Below are 17,966 nucleotides of genomic sequence, written 5' to 3' on the forward strand. Positions count from 1 at the left end.
ACCTGCCTCAGTTCCCAAACAGGAAGCAGGTGCGAGCCAAAATTAATAGTCGAGAAGAACCACGCTCCCCTCTCCCGCACAATTTTTGGGAATAAGCGGACAACCATAGGCATTTTTGCCCGCATCAAAAACTACTTTTGGATAATGATAATTGGGACTTACAACAACCTGGCCGACGCAATTCATCAACCATTCCCCTTTTATACCCAGCATCAGATAGTTACCATGAACAACCTCTTTCGGCAGCTCAACAAGACTTTTTTTGCTAACCGGTGAAAAATTAAAACCTTTATTTCCCGGTGGAGCGTAATTGATATAGAGATCGCTAAGTTTACCATTCAGGCTGGCTTGCGACTCAATGGCCTCCAGATGTGTATCCGCACAGCGCCAGAAAATCTTAAACTGCTGGGCATGTGTAATGCCTGACAACAAGACAACGATAAATACAAATATACGTTTCATAATCGCTTCCTATTCTATCGTCATTGCTCTTCGACTGAGAGAGGCCAGTATCTTTTCCAGGCTATGCTGGTGCGGAGGTGTTTGTTCTAATATTGCCTGAGTACGCTGCTCGCAATAGTCCTTCACTTCTCGATCTGGCAATACATAGAAGACATTATTTTTTACTTCTTTCACAATATGCTCAGCAACATCCTCTGCAGGCCGGCTTCGTGCGATTAACTCACTTAACATGTCATGAAATACATCATTATGCAATGGAGATGAGTTGCTTAGTAACTGAGTGTTTGCAAATGAAGGACATACTACGGAAACATCTACTGGTTTGGAAAGTCTTTGCAAATCGAAGTGGAGAGACTCCGATAAAGCCACGATAGCATGTTTCGACATGGCATAAGCTGTCATCTGGGAACCGCTGCATAAACCATAAAGACTGGCCATATTGATAATATGCGCTCGATGAGTCTGCTTGAACATAAAAGGCAGGAAAGCCTGAACACCATGAATAATTCCAAAGAGATTGATATCCATCACCTTACGGATATGTTCATTGGTCAACTCCCATAAAGGGGCCAGATGGCCGCTAATCCCGGCATTATTAAATAACCAATCAACCCGATTAAATTTCTCGATCGTCTGTTTGGCAAGATGTCGAAGACTTTCCGGGCGGCTGACATCACAAACAACTCCAAGGATATCTGAATCAAACTTTGCAGTTAATTGTTCAACTTTATCACATAAAGTCGCCACTGAAATGTCCGCCATTACCACATTCATTCCTTCGGCCAGACATTTTTCTGTTAATGCCAATCCAATTCCGCTGGCAGCACCAGTGATCACTGCTACTCGCTTTTCGGAGTCCATTCAATTTCTCCTCTGGTTAATTAGGGGTATTCAGGAGACTGTTGATAATGCAAGCGTCACAATCCGCAAATGGGGATAGATGAAAGTCTCGAAATTATTATGATAAGATGATAACGACTACCCAAGATATTGGTCAAGAAATAAATAAAAGCCTGGGCGCAGAGAATTATATTTTGGGTACAATAGTTAAGAAAATACCAAGCTTCTTGCGAGGGAACAGTACTCCCTCGCCAGGTAATGAACTTTGATTAGTTTGCTGAACAATCCTTGTTGCCAGGGATATTATTCAGAAGTAACCATAACGTCCTGAGCTTTTAATCCTTTTGGCCCTTTATCAAGAACGAAGGTCACTGAATCATTTTCATGAAGTGTTTTGAATCCTGCGCCTTGTATATCTTTATAATGAACAAATATGTCGTCACCATTTTGATTAACAATAAAGCCAAATCCTTTTTTCTCATTGAACCATTTTACAGTTCCACTTTCTCTTTGCGACATCACAATCCCCTTTCTGTCATATCTGTCTATTTCTATAATAGACATACCACATTTATAGCTTAGAATAAATATCTTGTGTGAGCCATTTAAGCTAGAATACTACTTGATATAAAAGCAATTTGGCTTGTCTTAGCATAACAGTTTTTTATTGATTGTTAAGGATTTTTTTTAAAAACATTGGCGGAGATTTTTTTTTGAACACAATAGATAATTTTTCCAAAGACCACTTTATTGAGTTTGCCTTGAGCTGCGGAGTATTGAAGTTTGGCAACTTTACATTAAAATCCGGCCGGCTTAGCCCCTATTTTTTTAACGCCGGGCTATTTTACCATGGAGCTACTCTTCGGACTTTAGGCCAGTTCTATGCTAACAGACTGATTCAGGAAACCATTGACTGCCGCCAGCTATTTGGACCCGCCTATAAAGGCCTCCCTCTTGCGACATCCACCGCTATCGCCCTGTCTGAAAAGAATGTGAATGCAACCGTAACCTTTAACCGAAAGGAGGTTAAAGATCACGGGGAAGGCGGTCAATTAATTGGCGCCCCATTAAATGGTCCGGTAATCATGGTTGATGATGTCATCACTGCCGGTACCGCGTTTCGAGAATCCCAGGCACTCATTAACGCACATGGCGGCAGACTGGAGACTGTGATTATTGCACTCGACCGCTGTGAAAGAGGAAAGGGAGAAATATCCACTCTCCAGGAAATTGAAAGACAGGGAGTTAAGGTACTCTCAGTAATCAATTTTCATGATCTGATAAATTATCTTAAGAAAAAACAAATGGATGCCGAGTTGAAGAGTCTTGAAGAGTATCGTAGAGAGTATGGAGCTTAAGACCATTTGGAAGTAAGAGCCTGATTTTAACCCCGTCTCTATAACTCTCGCTGCCATTAAAGAAATCATTGTGGGTTGGGCCTTGGCCTAATGGCGCTGCCTTAAGGCTTTACCTACGTCCCTCGTAAGAGCCTACGTACCCCGCATAAAGCGGGGTACGTAGGCTTTAATAGGGTGGTTAAATTTTGTGACCATCTCTCAGGGGCAAGCCGAGGAAGGTAGATAAATATGTTAAGGCAACGCCATTAGGCCAAGGGCCCAACCTGCCTGAAAATTGCAGGCCCCCTTAATTTAATGGCATTTTCAAGATTAATAAGCGGCGATATCAATCGTTTTCATCTTGAAATTCAGATTTTTTCCATGACGATTCACGGTTAAAGTAATGGGCTCCCCTACTTTGATGTCAATCAATAATTGATATAAAGCGTCATAATCTTTTACAGGATGTCCATTTAGTGCAACAATTACATCACCAAGTACTATCCGACCAAGATGATCACGGTAAGTTGCTTTTAAACCTGCAGTGTCAGCAGGAGTGTGGGGCAAAATGTCGCCAATTAATATTCCATTGGTAATTCCCAAACGCGAAGCCACATTGGGTTCAACACGCTGAATCCCTATCCCAGAGAGCATTACGCGTCCGTTTTTAATTAATTGAGGAACTATGCGCTCAATATCGTCAGCAGGTACGGCGAAACCAATACCAGCTGAAGAGCCTGAATTGGAATAAATAGCAGTATTCATTCCCAATAATCGCCCTTTACTGTCTAAAAGAGGACCTCCTGAATTTCCTGGATTAATTGAGGCATCAGTCTGAATCATGTTGCGGATATTGACTCCGCCGGCACCAGGGACTTGTCTTCCCAGTGCAGATATAACCCCCACAGTAAGACTGTGATCAAGGCCAAATGGATTGCCAATAGCCATGACTTTCTGACCTACCAATAAATCATTGCTATGAGCTAACTGAAACGCTTCAAAGGTTTTAAGATATTCCAGAGCCTGAGGAGAGGATATTTTTAAAACGGCAATATCCTTGCGGGGTTCAACACCTACCACTTTGGCAGGAACTGTCATTTTACCCAGACTGACTCTTAAGCCATCTGCACCATTGACCACATGAAAATTGGTTACGATATGCCCCTGGTTATCCCAGATAATTCCTGAGCCAGCTCCTGCCGGTACGCTGCTTCGCTCAAAGGAATGATTCACAACAGTTGTCAAACGGTGAACATACACGACTTTCGGTGAAAATTTCTGGAAAATTTCCACGGTGTTTCGTTCATTAGGTAATAATTCCTCAACGTTAGCCGCATTTGCCTGCGTGAAACTTAAGCTGAGTAAAGCTGCTGCAAGTAAAATTTTAACTTTCATCATCAAACTCCATACCAATTGCACCTGAAATTTTTTTACGAATACCTTGTCTTGCCAATAACTTCCTGATAACTGGCTCTGGAAAATCGGTAATCGAAATAATATTTTTACTAATTAACAGTTCGATTAAATCTTCCAATACACGAATTAACTGCAGGTCTGACTGAATCAATTTGAATTTATGCTCTCCGTCGCAGCGGTTAAGAAACTCGACTATACCCGGGTGATCCAAATCAACAGCCTCTAATCCAGGCATTGATTTATCAAATAGAGCCCAGATCTCTCCCTTTTCATTCCTTTTGACATATATCATTTACTGATTCCTTTTTATGTAATGTACGGATTATGCATAATTTTCTCGCAATTGACAAATAAAAATCCATTATGGAGATCTATTAGTATTATGAGCATTATCGAGTTCGCCTGGTTAAATATAACCAGGCTGATGATTTGGAGGGATGTTAAATTAACGATTCCAGCTTTCTTGCAGCAGATTTAAATTGAGGTTTAAACGGGGTATTAATGTCAGGCTCTGGCCCATTGATATTACTCTCGATGTCAGAAACATTTCCTCGATCAGCAGTTTCTTTCGGCGCCTGTGTTGCGGCTAATCCGGAAGAAGGCTTGAATAATCCCAGAATGTACTGAATTGGCGAGGCGAATAGAGATTTAAATGTTTGAGTACTGGCATCGATACTATCTTTTGCAATCGCTTCACTATCTTCAATATGCCTGATATACACTTTTTCCAAAACATTAGTGTGTTGCTGGTATAGATTGTCGAGATGCTCATTTTTTAGCTTCTCCTGATCAACCAGATAATGTTGTAATTCTGCATGTGAATCCCATAGCGTAGCGCGTCTTTTCTGCAGCTGTTGTAATTCGCTGTCATAAAATGACAATTCGCTATCCATTTCAGCTTTTAATTTATTGCAAAGTTCCTTTCTTTCCTCTGATCCGTTTCCTGCCATGATCGCCGAAGTTTCTTTCATAGTCGCTTGGGCATAACGTTCAATTAACTCATATTTTCTTTTTAATATTTCTTCAATCTTCTGATCAAGGTATTGGATGGCATCTTTATTGTTTCCTAACATCTGATAATGCGAGTCAAAGCGCTTGAAATCAACCATCTGGTTTCTGAGCTTTTCGAGTTCCCTGGCTTCCTGATTCAGAGCCCTCTTTTGCGCTTTGTCATTCATTTCCTTATCGCGGCTAAGAATAAGTTGTCTGATAAAAGCGGCCAAACCCGAAATAACCCCAAATACGGTTGCGCATATTATGGCGATAGTTATTGGTTCCATAACAGCTCTCCTTAATGCAAATGGATCAATTGCGTGTGAACATTTACCATAAAATAGCGGCTGAAATCTTCAAAACTGTCAACTTCTGGCCATTGCTCAGAGCTATCACACATTCTCAACATCTCGGCCTCGAAAACAGGGCGATAATATTGTTTTAAGAAGGGTTTAATATCTGTGAGATTTGCGAAATTTTTAACGATCACAGTCGCATTTTCCGCTAATTGAGCAAGGTTAATATGATCAAGAACTTCTATCAGATCACTTTGTTCATCCACAGTGGAGCGCATCCATTTGAGCAAGACAGAGCGAGGTTTAACACGAAGCAATGACTGGCCATTTTCCATAGCCGGCTCCATCAGAACAATTTGCGAATGCAATTCAAATTTAAAACAGCATAAAAAATCGAGAAAACTGCCCTCAATTTCATTACGCGCATCTTCCCCTAACCAGCGGCTGATTTCATGGCGAAACATGAAAGTAAAATGGCGTTCGATCTCATCCAGAGTCGCTTCGTCATCTTTCTGCTTTCTAATAACATAGGCTGTATTATCAGTTTGCAACATTTTCAAAGAAGGTAAGTCTACTTCTGGTAATTGTGACGCTAAAAAAGACAAAAATAGTTTTGTGGGTTTTAATATGACTATTTCCCATTGGCTTGGGCGCATGACGCTCTCCTTGATTTATTCCGAACTCATCCTGAGTACTTCTTTAAAGCAAAATCAACGTCTAATTTCTTCCATTTTTGATGGAGAAGACTATCAGATTACCTTCGTAAAAATTTAATATCAAGCATATTTCAAAGCTTCGTTTCAGTTTTTTTTCTTTAATAATCCTTGACAGCAATCAATGAATCGTTATGCTTCACATTTTTACAGTATGATCCTCTTATGAATTTTTTCAAGAAGCTGGCGATAGGCCTTCTCAGTACGGTAATAGTTATTCTTCTATCTCTCTGGCTTCTTACAAAAGCCATCAGCGCTGAGAGCATCCGTGAGTATGTGAGTAGTCAATTATCACTTTTAAGTCATAAGCCAACCGCCATCAAAGGGAACATAAGCTGGCAATTATTTCCACAGCCAGGCATTAAGATAAGCAAGGTAGAAATCGGCAATGACAGTCAGACTGATTTTCATGCAATGCTGGATAATCTTATTCTAAACCTGAGAATAACCCCACTGTTAAGAGGTACTCTGGTGTTTAGCGAATTCAGGGTGGATGGATTTACTGCTGATGTCAATGCAGACCACCTGCCTGTTCCCGCTGAACACTCCAAAACAAATAACAGTCGGGACACATTCCTGACAAAACATTTCGCTATCAATCATTTTATGCTGAGCAAGGGACTTGTTAAATTCCACAGTTCAGATAATGAACTAATCTTCTCCAATATCCAAATGGGTACAGAGAATTTAAATTTGAACGATTCATCCTTCCCTATGCAATTTAAAGCCGTACTTAATCTTTCTAATAAAGGGAATCTCAAGGGCCGTGCACAAGTTCAGTTTAAGGGAAGTACTCGTTTTTCTTCCACCTTTTTAAGCAACCCCCTGGCTAATTGGCAATCTCTTTCTCTTAACGGGCAATTGCTATTGCAGGATGTTTTGCTCAACAAGCTATCAATAAACCGCATTCAAGGCAGTGCTTCTTTAAAAAGAAAAACGCTAAAGATAACACCCCTGACTCTTAGCCTTTATAAAGGCGAGTCGGTTGGCGATTTGAATTTTAATTTTGAAAATCATCAATTGAAATTTAACCAGACTGCCGCCGGTCTTGACTCACAAAAATTATTCAATGATCTTCTTGGTGAAAAAATTGTCAGAGGAAAGCTCGACTTTTCATTACATGCAGAGGCTATTACTAATGAACCATCTACTTTAAACCTTTATGTGGCTGACGGCACTATAATGATAAAGGATGGAAGAATCGACACGGTTAACCTGCATCAGGTGATTGAGCAAGTAAGTCAAAAGATTGACCAGTTATCGTCAATGAAGACGGATAGTCTGAAAAATATGCTGGACTTTGAACAATTCACCGGACTGATAAACAATACAGGATTTACCCCCTTTAAACTCCTTTCGATGAATTACAAGTTAGCTGCAAACCGGCTACGGACTGATTCGATCATTTTACAAACAGATAAGCTTCATCTTAAAGGCAATGGGAATCTTAGCCTCACTGATTACAGCTTATCGGCCGAACTTTTAACAAGCGTCTTAAACGCGACTGGCAAGCTTGAAGAAATCCAGCAGATGCTGGGCGGCAACTTTCCTTTACAGGTTAAAGGAACCCTGGTGAAACCGCTGATTTCGCCTGACATTAAAAAAATAAATGCACAGCTTGGAAAATTCTGGTTAATTAACACGGTCGCTCAGCCTGTAAAAAAATTGAAAAACCAATTTGAATCGATGTTTACCCGATAATTATGGATAAAAAAACACTGGCAAATCATTTTGCAAAACCTCTTTTAAATTGGTTTGACCAATACGGAAGGAAAAACTTGCCATGGCAGCATCCGCGCTCAGCCTATCGTGTGTGGATTTCTGAAATCATGCTGCAGCAAACTCAGGTAAAAACAGTTATTCCCTATTTCCTGCGTTTCATGGAGCGCTTTCCAACTATCAAGTGTTTGGCTAATGCGCCAGATGACGAGGTATTGTCGCTATGGACAGGGCTTGGATACTACAGCCGAGCGAGGAATTTGCACCGATGTGCGCAGATTATTGTTCAGGAATTTTCCGGCGAATTTCCAACTGATTTAATTCAAATGATGGAATTACCTGGGATAGGCCAATCAACAGCCGCAGCCATTTTGTCTCAGGCGTTTAACTTGCCGCAGGCTATACTGGATGGTAACGTCAAACGTGTATTGGCCCGCTATTTCATGCTTTCAGGCTGGCCGGAACAAGCCGCTGCCAAAAAACAGTTCTGGTATTATGCCGATTTATGTATGCCTGATGAGCGCTGCGCGGATTATACGCAGGCAATTATGGATCTGGGGGCAACCTGCTGTACCACCAGAAATCCCCAATGCAGCAACTGTCCTTTGTTGAAAACCTGCAAAGCGTATCAAGCTGGTGCAGTGAATAACTTTCCTGAGAAGAAACCCAGAAAACGCCTGCCGGAAAAGCTGCAGCAGTTTCTTTTGCTGCATAATGAAAAGGGGGAAATTTATCTCGAGAAAAGGCCTCCCCAGGGGATCTGGGGCGGTCTCTGGTGCCTGCCGGCTATCGAGGCGGATGCCAACCCTCATGTTTACATCAAGGATAACTATTCGCTGGATTGTCTAAAGCTCTCTCCCCTTCTTCATATGAGACATAGTTTCAGTCATTATCACTTAAGCATCCAGGCCATAGCATTAGAAGTACGCGGCTCTCTGCTTTCTGTCAGTGAAAAACAAGGCGCCTGGTATAATGAACATGAATTAAGCCAGCTCGGACTAGCCAAACCAGTGAGCGATATTCTGAAATATTTTATCCAAAGCACCTGAATTGTTTATTCAAACGAAAGCTCATCCTCGTTCAAATCAAGCTCATTATCATTACTGGTTTTTCTCAGTATCGCTATCCCCAAAAGTATCAAGGCAATCAGCAGCAAAACGATTTCACCAGAGTACAGTTTTTGAACTGGAATATCTTTCCATTTTGCCAGCAGATAATAAAACAGTACAATAACAACTCCTGAAACGCTGTTAAACAAAGACTGAACGCGCCCCTGAAAATCCAAGGCCGTCATTTCCTGCGCCAAAGTGGTGAGCAATGCCCAGGAGGAAAAGGACAATCCGATTAGGAAATGATAGAAAATGGCTAAATGGATATTTGAAGTATGGCTGAATAAATAAAACCCAACTACTCCTGCCAGAATTTCAGCGACAATGACTTTAAACATTGAAAACATCGAAGCCAACCAGGGATTGAAAAAACCACCCAGTATGATACCCAGTGAAAGCATTGCTTCAAGCCATCCAAATTGGGTTACGTTACTGTTTAAAACAGTCTTTGCATAAGGTGCCAGTAATACCGGTGCAGTCATATAGGAAACAAAAAATAATCCCTGTGTTAAATACAGTAATAACAAGGTTCGACGCGCTAGAATATAGCGTCCCCCCTCGATAAATTGTCTGAAAAAAGAAATCTCTTTTTTCTCTTCATTGGATTTTTTTACAAAAGGAATCCCCAAAAGCAACAAAGTTGCGATTACATAGCAAACCGCATTTATTGCGAAACATCCCGCAAAGGACGCGCTAGCCAATATAAATCCGGCTCCCCCCATACCAGCGACAGCTCCCAGTTCATAGGCAATGTCAACCATCGCATTACCAGCAAGCAACTCTTCTTCTTTAACGAGTTCTCTTACGAAACTCATTGCAACAGGAATATAAGCTGCCAATAAAGTTCCAATCAGTGCGGCAAGTATGTAGATTGAGACCGAGGTCATATGATCATTGGCCAGATAGGCAAAACCAAAAAGGACCATCGCACGGGATCCATTGGCTATAAGCAGTAAGGTTTTTCGGTTCCAGCGATCAGCCAGGACGCCAAAGAATGGACCAAGCAATACATTGGGCAACCAGAAACAAGCCATTAATATTGAAGTCGAAACAACAGAAGTATCAAACCGCATTAGGGCCCAGACCATAATGATATACGTTAAGCCGTTACCGAACATCGCCAGCATACAGCTTAATGTAAATCGTCTGAACTTTGCATCGCGCAACACGCGATATTGATTGGAAAACATAGTAACACCTGGATTGAAATCCCAGAGCCAAACACCTACCCTGGTTTGTTATTAAAATTATTAAGCAGGTTATTCTAACATAAAACCTACTATTTGAAAACTATGTGTACAATTAGACCATTAATAACCCTTTCAGGCATCAGCCCAAATCCTCATAGATTCTACAAATATGCAGACAGCTATTGTCTTGCTTGTCAATTAACGTATTATCATCACATTAATCTTTTTGAGTCTGGAATATGTATCATTTTTTTCTGTTGCTCATTAGTTTTATAGCTTTGCTTTGGTCCGCTAATCATCTGGTTGTTGGCGCTTCAGGCATCGCCCACTATTACAAGTTATCCCCGCTTTGGATTGGCTTTTCCTTAGTCGCTCTGGGAACCTCAGCACCTGAAATAGTGATTGCGGTATCCGCCTCTCTTGATGGCTATACAGACCTGGCAGTTGGAAATGCCGTTGGTTCCAATATTGCAAATATTGGATTAGTGTTGGGTTTAATTGCTTTACTGCGACCTTTAAACGCACAAACCAGCTTTCTCAAAAGAGAGTTTCCATTATTATTTATTGTAATGCTATTTGCATATTCACTAATGTTGGACGGTTATCTCGGGATCCTCGACAGTTGTCTGGCCTTAATCGTCTGTCTGATTTTTACCGCCTATCTGATAATTTCCGCCCGGGAATCCTCTCATCAACGTCATCTGACCGATGAGTTTTGGCGGGCCAAGCTGCGCCAACAAAGCCTGAAACACCATGTCGCTATGCTGATTGTGGGTTTAATCATCCTTCCTTTCAGTGCTGATCTCCTTATCACCAATTGTGCCCAGTTTGCCAGGGACATGGGAATGAGTGAATTGCTGGTTGGTCTAAGTATAGTTGCTATTGGCAGCAGTCTTCCCGAGCTTGCAACATCAATTGTCGCAGCCAGCAAAGGGGCCGATGATATCGCCATTGGCAATATCCTTGGTTCCAATCTTTTCAATCTGCTGGCAGTGATGATTTTTCCCGGCATCATCCATCCATCTGCAATTAGCCATGCCATCATCTGGCGGGATATGCCCGTCATGCTATTGACCACTTTATTATTATTCTGGTTCAACATGCGTCATAAGAAAAAAATAACTCGCTGGCATGGCGGCTTGTTAATTCTGATTTACTGCTCTTATATTTTATCGCTGGTTATTGCTGCAACCCGCTAATGGCTTACTAATTTTCACGAAATTTTTGTCTTTCCCGCGAAGGCGGGAATCCATTCCTCAATTGGCATTATACCTGACTCAGAAATAGATCCCCGCGTTTCACGGGGATGACAGTTTAATCCCTCCCGGCTTGAGAGAGACTGCACCTTCCTCTTTATCAGGGATGACCGTGTGTATGGGTATGATCACAATGCTCATCAACAGCAGGCATTTGATGCGCACATCCCCCTAAAAAAGTATTACGAGGACCATATCCACCAGTACTATAGACGAAGGGTAAAGGATGCCCATGTCCATGGTGGTGATTGTGACTATGGGGAGGCTGGGGAAGGCTATGATGTGGGGGAACATGGTGTTGTGAGTGGACATGACCTGAAGAAGGTACCTGCCCATGCGGTGTAACATGTCCATGTCCCTGTGCTGGTTGTTGGTGCCCGTGTGCTTTTTTCATGTAAAACTCCGTCTTAATTTATGAGGTTGCTGAACCGATATACAGTCAACTCATCCATAATACAGAGATCTTGTTTAACACTGAAGTCTTTTTGGTTTACTCTCCCCTGCCATTTCCGCGCGGCATTAATGCGAAGGCAGCTCGGCCTTAATCCTGGCCTTCTCCTGCTTCTTAGCCCAACGTTTTTCCTGCCAGGTTTGTAGCAGCACATAAAAAACGGGAACAAAGACCACTGCAAGACAAGTAGAAGCCAGCATGCCGCTGCTAACCGCAATACCGATGGAACGTCTGGCATTGGCTCCTGCGCCACTGGCGAACACTAAGGGCATAACGCCCATGATGAAAGCAAATGAGGTCATAAGAATAGGCCGGAATCGTGCTCTTGCGCCGATAACTGCCGATTCAAGAATGGACTTTCCGTGGATATGCCGCTGCTCATGCGCCACTTCAACAATCAGAATGGCATTTTTAGCTGCAAGCGCAATCAATAGTAAAAGGCCAATTTGAGTATACATATTATTGGCCAATCCGAGAGCGGTCAATGCAATGACTGTTCCAATCAGCGTCAATGGAACGCTGAAAATAATGGCAGAGGGCGTCAGCCAGTTTTCATACTGACCAGCAAGAATTAAATAAACCAGTACCAGCGACATGGCAAAAATAATATAGCTCAAATTACCAGCAATTTTTTCCTGATAAGCAGTACTCGTCCATTCGTAGGAAAGCCCGGCGGGCAATAAGTTTTTAGCCATTTCCTCCATTGCCTGAATACCCTGCCCCGAGCTGAATCCACGTGAGGCCATGCCATTAATGCTGCTCGAAGGATATAAATTGTAAAGCGAGATTAAGCCTGGCCCAACAGCCCGGCCAATATCCGTCAGAGTGCCTAAAGGAACCATATCCCCCTGCTTGTTTCTGACATAATAATTGCGCAAATCATCAATCTGCCCTCTTGCTCCCGCATCCGCCTGCACATAAACTGGGAACACTTGTCCAAATTTAGTGAATAAATTAACGTAACTTGATCCCAGATAAGTTTGCAAGGTTCCAAAGGCATCTCCTACTGTAACACCTAAAGATTCCGCTTTCGTTCGATTAATAGGAGCGGCTACCTGGGGAACATTCGCCCTGAAGGAGGTCATCAGGTTTTGCAATACCGGATCATGATTGCCGTTATCAATTAGATGATCGGTCACACTTTGAAGTTTCTGATAATCAAAGCTGCCGTCCTGTAACTCTACCTGCATTTGAAAGCCGCCAGACAAACCAAGACCCTGAATAGGGGGAGGTACGACTACCAGGAGCTTTGCGTCTTTAGTCTTTTTTGCAATGTCATTTAACTTGGTATACAAAGCCAGTAAATCCTCATCCTTTCCTCTGAGGCTCCAATCCTTAAACATCACATATAGCACACCAGCGTTGGCAAGATTGGCGTTGTTATCCAGAAGAGAAATACCGTCAATAGCTATGACATTGTCGATGCCCCCAATTTTGGATATTTCACTGCTTAAGCGGTTTAATACCTCATCCGTTCGCCCCAGGCTCGCACCATCCGGTAGTAAAACACTCAGCACCAGATAGCCCTGATCTTCAATAGGGATAAAACCGGTAGGAATACGCGTCAAGCCAAAAATCGCAACCGCCACTAATAATGCGCCTACCATGCAAACAGTTTTACTATGATGGACCAGCCGGTCAATAAAACGGCAATAGCGTTCCTCGATGGGATTGTAAACGCGGTCAAAGGCTCTGAAAAAAACATTTTTCTTCTTGTTGGGATCTATCGGTCTTAGCCATAAAGCACACTGGGTGGGCTTTAAAGTCATGGCGTTAATGGCACTGATTAATGCGGTTACTGCAATAACCAAGGCGAACTGTGCATACATGGCCCCGGTTAATCCAGGCATAAATCCAGCAGGAACGAAAACGGCCATCAGCACGAGGGTGATACCAATAATGGGACCAAATAATTCCTTCATGGCGATAATGGAGGCCTCTTTGGGGCTTAGTCCTCTTTCAATATGCTGTGATACGCCCTCCACAATAACAATCGCATCGTCCACTACAATACCGATTGCCAGGACAATTGCAAACAAAGTCAGTAGATTAATAGTGTAACCAAGTAACATCATGCCGAAAAAAGTGCCGATTATCGTTACTGGTACAGTCGTCGCTGGAACCAGGGAAGCGCGAAAATTCTGCAGGAACACCACAATTACTATCAATACCAGAATACCCGCTTCAAAAAGCGTTTTGTACACCTCTTCGATAGAGGCTTCAACAAACACCGTCGTATCGAAAGGAATAGAGTATTGTAGACCGGGCGGGAATTTCTTCGCCATTTTGGCTACAGTGGCACGCACTTCTTTAGCCACATCGAGCGCATTCGCACCAGGTAGCTGAAAAATCCCAATGGCAGCAGCCGGTTTTCCGTTGAGTTTAGCTAACTGGCTGTATGTTGATGAACCCAATTCGACCCTGCCGACATCACGGATCCTTACTACCTGAGCCGAACTACTGGCGTTGGCATCTTCATCGGGATTAGTATCGACAGTTTTGATAATAATATTGGCAAACTCTTCGGGATCAGTAAGTTGCCCAGGCACATTCACCGTAAACTGATAAGATTCTTTCCCAACAACCGGGGGCGCTGCGACCTGACCTGCCGAGACATCCTTGTTTTGATAGCTGATTGCATTTAAAACGTCACTGGGGTTTAAAGAATAGGCCATCATTTTCTGGGGATCCAGCCAGACGCGCATCGCATAGCTACCAGATCCGAAAATAATCACATTACCCACTCCTGGCAGGCGAGCCAGTTCATTTTGCATATTAATGGTGGCATAACTGTCCAGAAACAGGCCGTCATATTCATTATTTTCAGAGGTGAGCGTAATAAACTGTAGAATAGCGGTTGATTTTTGCTGAACAAGAACACCCTGCTTTTGAACATCGATAGGTAATTGAGCCATTGCCGCCTGTACGCGGTTTTGCACAAGGACCTGAGCGAAATTTAAATCCGTTCCAATAGCGAAAGTTACAATCAGATTGTAGTTTCCGCTATTGGTACTTGTAGATTGCATATAAAGCATATTTTCAACGCCATTTACCTGCTGTTCAATCGGCAAAGCAACGGTGTTAATCAGTGTCTTGGCATCGGCTCCAGGATACGTTGTGGTGACCTGAATTGTCGGCGGAACAATCGCCGGATATTGAGCGACTGGTAAAACAACAATGGCAACCAGCCCAATAAAAACAATTAAAAGCGCAATAACATTTGCCAGTACTGGACGTTCAATGAAAAATTTAGAAATCATTTCTGTTTTTTTCTCACTTCTTGATTTGAGATTATATACGTTTAATGAACGCTTTCGACAAAGGAACTATCAGTGGAACTTTGTGTTCTGGGATCCACTTTACTTCCGGGAGTTGCGAATTGTGTACCGTTAACGATGATATTATCCTGAGGACTTATTCCCTTAAGAATGGCTCGCTGCCCTTCTTCAATACTGCCTATTTGAATTCTTGCCATTTGAACCAGATTCTCTTTGTCAACAATAAGAAGGTAAGCGCCGATCTGGTCATATTGAATGGCTGTATCGGGGACTGTCAGCTGCATGGATGGTTTTTTAACAGGAATTCTGACTTGTACAAATAAGCCGGGAACCAGAGGATAATTTTTATTCGGAAGCAATGCTCTGAACTGCATTGTTCCAGTCGAGGCATTTAAACCCGTATTGACGAAATCCAGCTTCCCCTCATGTGGAAATCCTGTTTCATTTTGCATTCGCACAAAAACCGGAACCGTATTAAGATTATTCGCATTGACTCCTTTACTTTTTCCTGCTTCTCTCAATTTGATTAAATCAAGTTCGTTCAAATTGATATAGACGTAAATTGGATCAATTTGCTCGATTGTGGCGAGTTGAGTAGCCTGCCCATGCCCTACCAGATTCCCTACGTCAACCAGATGTCGCCCAATTCGCCCATCAAAAGGGGCGGTTACATGCGTGTAGCTATAATTTATTTCTGCCGAATTAAGATTTGCCTCTGCTTTGGCAACTTCTGCCTTGGTTTCATCACGTCTGGCCCCCCACTTTTCCACATTTTTCAATGAGGTGGCATTTTCTTTGTACATTTGCTGTTGGCGTTCATACTCAGCTACAGCAAATGCGTAGGCGGCTTTCTGTGCTGCAAGGCTTGCTTTGGCTTCTTCCACCTTGTCCAGATAAGGCTGGGGCTCAATAATAAATAAATCGGTTCCTTTTTTAACAAATGAGCCATCCACGAATTTAATCGCATCGAGATATCCCTCAACCCGTGCTACCAGGTTTACTGAGTTAAAGGCGACAGTATTACCTGTCTGGTACACGTAATCCCCCATTTTCATAGGCTTTGGATGTTCAACATAAACTACCGGAGAGGGCAGTGCCGGGGGGGTATTTTTGGACTTAAAATGACTATATAAATAGACAATTAGTAGAACAGCGATTATTAGGGCTGCTATCTTTAGCTTTTGTCTCTTCTCAGAATTCATCGTTATCACCAATTTGGAAGATAAAGTTGTTTTAAAACATCCATTTGCGTATTTGGCCTTTCGTGATTTGGCTGTTTCAGCAAATTACCCCAATCGGTTCTTTCGGCCATTTGTTGCTTGATATAATTGGGCAGAATGTCATTGCATCCTCTGATTTGCCAGCCCCCGCCTAAAGAGCGATAGAGGGCAATTAATGATTTCGCAACTTCGCCCTGAGCATTAGTAAGCGAGGTTTCAACTCTTAGCTGTTGACGCTCAGCATCTAAAACGGTTGTATAAATCGCTTCGCCTTCTTTGTAGCGAACCAAAGCTAACTTGGTAGAGGTTCTTGCTGACTGATCCGATTGCTGCAGAAAATAAACTGATTTTCGGCTTTCGATATAACGGCTAATATTATCCTGTACTTCCTGCTGAGCCTGTAAGACCAGATTAATATACTTAAGAAGCGCTTGTTGGAAAGCCGCATCTTGCACACGCACAGCGTTTGTAATCTGACCATAATTTAATAAAGGCCAGGTCAGCGAAGGCCCTGCGGTGATACTGCGATTAGACCAGTTGAACAGATCGCTTATAGAATTGCTGCCGATGCTATTTGATGAAAACACGAAATTTCCGGTTAATGTAAGGGCAGGAAACAAATTCGCCTTAATTGCACCAATTGCTTCTGACTGGGCAATAGCCTCCATACGAGACTGATAAATATCGGGCCTTCTCACAATCACCTCTCGAGGGATCCCAACAGATACCTGCGATGGCGCCCGGGGAATGCCGCGGCTTTTGCTGATGAGTGGATTCACCTGGGTCGGCACAGTACCTAAAAGTAATCCAAGGATATCTTTCTGATGCTGTAATTCACTCAGTAGTTTAGGCAAGCCGGCCTGTGTTTCAGTCAGCTGAGTTTCTGCCTGTTCCACATCAAGCAAACTGGTTTGGCCGCCTCTATAGCGGGCTTTTGCAATTTTCAAACTGGTTACTTGCAGCTGAATATTGGCTTTTGTAACTGCAACCTGTCTTTCAAGAGTGCGGATATTGACATAGGTGTCCGCAATATCGGCAGTTAAGGTGACTAAAGCATTGTCGTAGGCAGCCAGTGAAGCCAGAAAAATGGCATCATTGGATTGAATTGCTCTGCGATATTTTCCCCAGAAATCAAGCTCCCAGCTGGCTGTAAAGCCGAGCGAAGCGGTTTCAAAACTCGAAGGAAGTACGGTCTGTAGTTGGCTGCCGCCAATACGGTAATAGGTATAATCCCCAATCATGGCCTGCTGTTGAGGATACAATTCGCCAACTGATTGCGCCAATTGCGCTCTTGCCTGCAGAACCCTTACGCCGGCAATTTGTACGGAGAGATTATTTTGATAGCCTCGCTGAATTAATTCCGTTAAAACAGGATCCTTGAAGATATTCCACCAGTTTGCAGTTTGAGCAGGAGTCGCTTTCACTACGGGGCTGTTTTGTATCCAATAGCCAGCTACAGGCTTCGGCGGCTCTTTATAGTCGGGACCCACCATGCATGAACAAAGTACCAGGCAGAAAAATATACAGCAATATTTGAACATGGAAGCAACAATATCCCTATAACTAAATAAGCCTGTTATCCAAGCTCAAAATATAAGTCCATATTATCTATGAATTAGCTAATGAGCAAGCTCCCTGGCATAGAATCATTAGCTAATAATTAAGCCCCTATGGGCTTGTAGCTGC

Annotated in this window: 16 protein-coding genes; 4 read left to right on the top strand and 12 right to left on the bottom strand. The window is 42.7% G+C overall.

From position 1 onward, the window contains the following. Positions 1 to 42: 42 nt before the first annotated feature. From DYH61_RS08490 to DYH61_RS08500, 3 genes are all read right to left on the bottom strand, one after another. A complete protein-coding gene (locus DYH61_RS08490; protein ID WP_058507436.1) occupies positions 43 to 462 on the bottom strand; it encodes a hypothetical protein in 420 nt (139 codons plus the stop codon). 9 nt (positions 463 to 471) lie between these two features. After that, positions 472 to 1,323: an SDR family NAD(P)-dependent oxidoreductase gene (locus DYH61_RS08495; RefSeq protein ID WP_058507435.1), complete on the bottom strand. Its 852-nt coding sequence runs from the start codon at positions 1,321 to 1,323 to the stop codon at positions 472 to 474. 282 nt (positions 1,324 to 1,605) lie between these two features. Continuing rightward, a complete protein-coding gene (locus tag DYH61_RS08500) occupies positions 1,606 to 1,821 on the bottom strand; it encodes a cold-shock protein (RefSeq protein WP_058507434.1) in 216 nt (71 codons plus the stop codon). 203 nt (positions 1,822 to 2,024) lie between these two features. On the opposite strand from DYH61_RS08500, the gene pyrE reads away from it, so the two are divergent. Beyond that, the gene (gene pyrE, locus DYH61_RS08505; RefSeq protein WP_058507898.1) at positions 2,025 to 2,660 is read left to right on the top strand and encodes an orotate phosphoribosyltransferase; all 636 of its coding nucleotides are present in this window, start codon (positions 2,025 to 2,027) and stop codon (positions 2,658 to 2,660) included. 309 nt (positions 2,661 to 2,969) lie between these two features. Here the strand turns inward: pyrE and DYH61_RS08510 are convergent, their stop codons facing one another. From DYH61_RS08510 to DYH61_RS08525, 4 genes are all read right to left on the bottom strand, one after another. Beyond that, entirely contained in the window at positions 2,970 to 4,037 is a 1,068-nt protein-coding gene (locus tag DYH61_RS08510) for a S1C family serine protease (protein ID WP_058507433.1), read from the bottom strand. Continuing rightward, positions 4,024 to 4,347, bottom strand: coding sequence for a hypothetical protein (locus DYH61_RS08515; protein WP_058507432.1), 324 nt, complete (start codon positions 4,345 to 4,347; stop codon positions 4,024 to 4,026). The genes DYH61_RS08510 and DYH61_RS08515 overlap by 14 nt, the downstream gene beginning before the upstream one ends. Positions 4,348 to 4,495: 148 nt before the next feature. Next, positions 4,496 to 5,335 (bottom strand): hypothetical protein, encoded by an 840-nt coding sequence (locus DYH61_RS08520; protein WP_058507431.1) that lies wholly within the window; start codon positions 5,333 to 5,335, stop codon positions 4,496 to 4,498. An 11-nt stretch (positions 5,336 to 5,346) separates the two neighbouring features. Then, positions 5,347 to 6,000, bottom strand: a complete 654-nt coding sequence (locus DYH61_RS08525) for a hypothetical protein (RefSeq protein ID WP_058507430.1) — start codon at positions 5,998 to 6,000, stop codon at positions 5,347 to 5,349. 222 nt (positions 6,001 to 6,222) lie between these two features. Here DYH61_RS08525 and DYH61_RS08530 point away from each other — a divergent pair, with 222 nt between their 5' ends. Together DYH61_RS08530 and mutY are read left to right on the top strand one after the other, a co-directional pair. Beyond that, positions 6,223 to 7,758, top strand: a complete 1,536-nt coding sequence (locus tag DYH61_RS08530; protein ID WP_058507429.1) for an AsmA family protein — start codon at positions 6,223 to 6,225, stop codon at positions 7,756 to 7,758. A gap of 2 nt (positions 7,759 to 7,760) precedes the next feature. Next, the gene (mutY, locus tag DYH61_RS08535) at positions 7,761 to 8,825 is read left to right on the top strand and encodes an A/G-specific adenine glycosylase (RefSeq protein ID WP_058507428.1); all 1,065 of its coding nucleotides are present in this window, start codon (positions 7,761 to 7,763) and stop codon (positions 8,823 to 8,825) included. A gap of 5 nt (positions 8,826 to 8,830) precedes the next feature. Here mutY and DYH61_RS08540 read toward each other — a convergent pair whose 3' ends face one another. Beyond that, positions 8,831 to 10,075 (bottom strand): MFS transporter, encoded by a 1,245-nt coding sequence (locus tag DYH61_RS08540; RefSeq protein WP_058507427.1) that lies wholly within the window; start codon positions 10,073 to 10,075, stop codon positions 8,831 to 8,833. Positions 10,076 to 10,314: 239 nt separating this feature from the next. Between DYH61_RS08540 and DYH61_RS08545 the strand changes: the two genes are divergently transcribed. Then, the gene (locus DYH61_RS08545; RefSeq protein WP_058507426.1) at positions 10,315 to 11,274 is read left to right on the top strand and encodes a calcium/sodium antiporter; all 960 of its coding nucleotides are present in this window, start codon (positions 10,315 to 10,317) and stop codon (positions 11,272 to 11,274) included. Between the two features lie 157 nt (positions 11,275 to 11,431). Here the strand turns inward: DYH61_RS08545 and DYH61_RS15550 are convergent, their stop codons facing one another. The 4 genes from DYH61_RS15550 to DYH61_RS08565 all read right to left on the bottom strand — a co-directional run bounded on the left by DYH61_RS15550 (position 11,432) and on the right by DYH61_RS08565 (position 17,821). Further along, positions 11,432 to 11,725, bottom strand: a complete 294-nt coding sequence (locus tag DYH61_RS15550; RefSeq protein ID WP_133129086.1) for a hypothetical protein — start codon at positions 11,723 to 11,725, stop codon at positions 11,432 to 11,434. 125 nt (positions 11,726 to 11,850) lie between these two features. Next, on the bottom strand, positions 11,851 to 15,042 hold the full coding sequence (locus tag DYH61_RS08555; protein WP_058507424.1) for an efflux RND transporter permease subunit: 3,192 nt from the start codon (positions 15,040 to 15,042) through the stop codon (positions 11,851 to 11,853). Between the two features lie 41 nt (positions 15,043 to 15,083). Then, positions 15,084 to 16,262, bottom strand: coding sequence for an efflux RND transporter periplasmic adaptor subunit (locus tag DYH61_RS08560; RefSeq protein WP_058507423.1), 1,179 nt, complete (start codon positions 16,260 to 16,262; stop codon positions 15,084 to 15,086). A gap of 5 nt (positions 16,263 to 16,267) precedes the next feature. Further along, positions 16,268 to 17,821 carry an efflux transporter outer membrane subunit gene (locus tag DYH61_RS08565; RefSeq protein WP_058507422.1) on the bottom strand — a complete coding sequence of 518 codons (1,554 nt, stop codon included), beginning with the start codon at positions 17,819 to 17,821 and terminating at the stop codon, positions 16,268 to 16,270. Between the last annotated feature and the right edge of the window lie 145 nt (positions 17,822 to 17,966).

This window comes from Legionella quinlivanii (assembly GCF_900461555.1).
GTDB classification, from domain to species: domain Bacteria; phylum Pseudomonadota; class Gammaproteobacteria; order Legionellales; family Legionellaceae; genus Legionella_C; species Legionella_C quinlivanii.

Bases quoted from the DNA above. Each gene is read 5' to 3' on its own strand.
- DYH61_RS08490 (WP_058507436.1), bottom strand. From the start codon at position 462: ATGAAACGTATATTTGTATTTATCGTTGTCTTGTTGTCAGGCATTACA.
- DYH61_RS08495 (WP_058507435.1), bottom strand. From the start codon at position 1,323: ATGGACTCCGAAAAGCGAGTAGCAGTGATCACTGGTGCTGCCAGCGGA.
- DYH61_RS08500 (WP_058507434.1), bottom strand. From the start codon at position 1,821: ATGTCGCAAAGAGAAAGTGGAACTGTAAAATGGTTCAATGAGAAAAAA.
- DYH61_RS08510 (WP_058507433.1), bottom strand. From the start codon at position 4,037: ATGATGAAAGTTAAAATTTTACTTGCAGCAGCTTTACTCAGCTTAAGT.
- DYH61_RS08515 (WP_058507432.1), bottom strand. From the start codon at position 4,347: ATGATATATGTCAAAAGGAATGAAAAGGGAGAGATCTGGGCTCTATTT.
- DYH61_RS08520 (WP_058507431.1), bottom strand. From the start codon at position 5,335: ATGGAACCAATAACTATCGCCATAATATGCGCAACCGTATTTGGGGTT.
- DYH61_RS08525 (WP_058507430.1), bottom strand. From the start codon at position 6,000: ATGCGCCCAAGCCAATGGGAAATAGTCATATTAAAACCCACAAAACTA.
- DYH61_RS08530 (WP_058507429.1), top strand. From the start codon at position 6,223: ATGAATTTTTTCAAGAAGCTGGCGATAGGCCTTCTCAGTACGGTAATA.
- mutY (WP_058507428.1), top strand. From the start codon at position 7,761: ATGGATAAAAAAACACTGGCAAATCATTTTGCAAAACCTCTTTTAAAT.
- DYH61_RS08540 (WP_058507427.1), bottom strand. From the start codon at position 10,075: ATGTTTTCCAATCAATATCGCGTGTTGCGCGATGCAAAGTTCAGACGA.
- DYH61_RS08545 (WP_058507426.1), top strand. From the start codon at position 10,315: ATGTATCATTTTTTTCTGTTGCTCATTAGTTTTATAGCTTTGCTTTGG.
- DYH61_RS15550 (WP_133129086.1), bottom strand. From the start codon at position 11,725: ATGAAAAAAGCACACGGGCACCAACAACCAGCACAGGGACATGGACAT.
- DYH61_RS08555 (WP_058507424.1), bottom strand. From the start codon at position 15,042: ATGATTTCTAAATTTTTCATTGAACGTCCAGTACTGGCAAATGTTATT.
- DYH61_RS08560 (WP_058507423.1), bottom strand. From the start codon at position 16,262: ATGAATTCTGAGAAGAGACAAAAGCTAAAGATAGCAGCCCTAATAATC.
- DYH61_RS08565 (WP_058507422.1), bottom strand. From the start codon at position 17,821: ATGTTCAAATATTGCTGTATATTTTTCTGCCTGGTACTTTGTTCATGC.